Source organism: Roseburia faecis, assembly GCF_001406815.1.
GTDB lineage: Bacteria > Bacillota > Clostridia > Lachnospirales > Lachnospiraceae > Roseburia > Roseburia faecis.
Genome location: NZ_CVRR01000076.1, coordinates 1 through 566, shown reverse-complemented (window position 1 = coordinate 566; position 566 = coordinate 1). Strand labels below are relative to the sequence as shown.

Below are 566 nucleotides of genomic sequence, written 5' to 3'. Positions count from 1 at the left end.
GATAAGTTTCCAAAGCCGATTTGATCCTATCCGGGGTCACTTCACCAGCGGATGTTTTATATAAATCTTGTTTGTACTTGATCGCTGCCAAGCCGTTTAATTCTGTAACCGTGCCATCTTTGTTTGGACGGTTAATACCCTCAAATGAAATAGGCAGGTATGCCATGGCTACGGAAAGCAAAAGTGCGATTGCAAGTAAAATCAGGGTGCGCCGTGACTTCAAAATACGTTTTATTTCAAGTCTAAAGAGTCGCATATTATCTGTCCTCCTTTTCCAAGTCTGTCTGCGGAAACAACCACAGATACAGGTCTTCCAATCGTGGTTCCGTTGTAACAGATCCATCAATTTCCGAGTGTTCGGACAGATAACGAATAGAAACCTGATTGTGATCTTCGCCTCGCTGATTGATAATGTGCAGCCGCATTTCACATTCCGGCAGCTTTGAGGCCGGAATTGTGCAATTCCAAACCTTGCCCTCAATCTGCTTGACAAGTTCTGCGGTAGTTCCGACATCAACAATTTCTCCGGCTTTCATAATTGCGTTGCGCGTAGAAATATATTCTAT

The 566-nt window shown here is 43.6% G+C and carries 2 pseudogenes; both read right to left on the bottom strand.

The features are described 5' to 3' along the window. A pseudogene (locus tag M72_RS14875) lies at window positions 1-256 on the bottom strand (ABC transporter permease); the annotation flags it as partial. Window position 257: 1 nt separating this feature from the next. Continuing rightward, window positions 258-566 (bottom strand): annotated as a pseudogene (locus tag M72_RS14870) (ABC transporter ATP-binding protein); the annotation flags it as partial.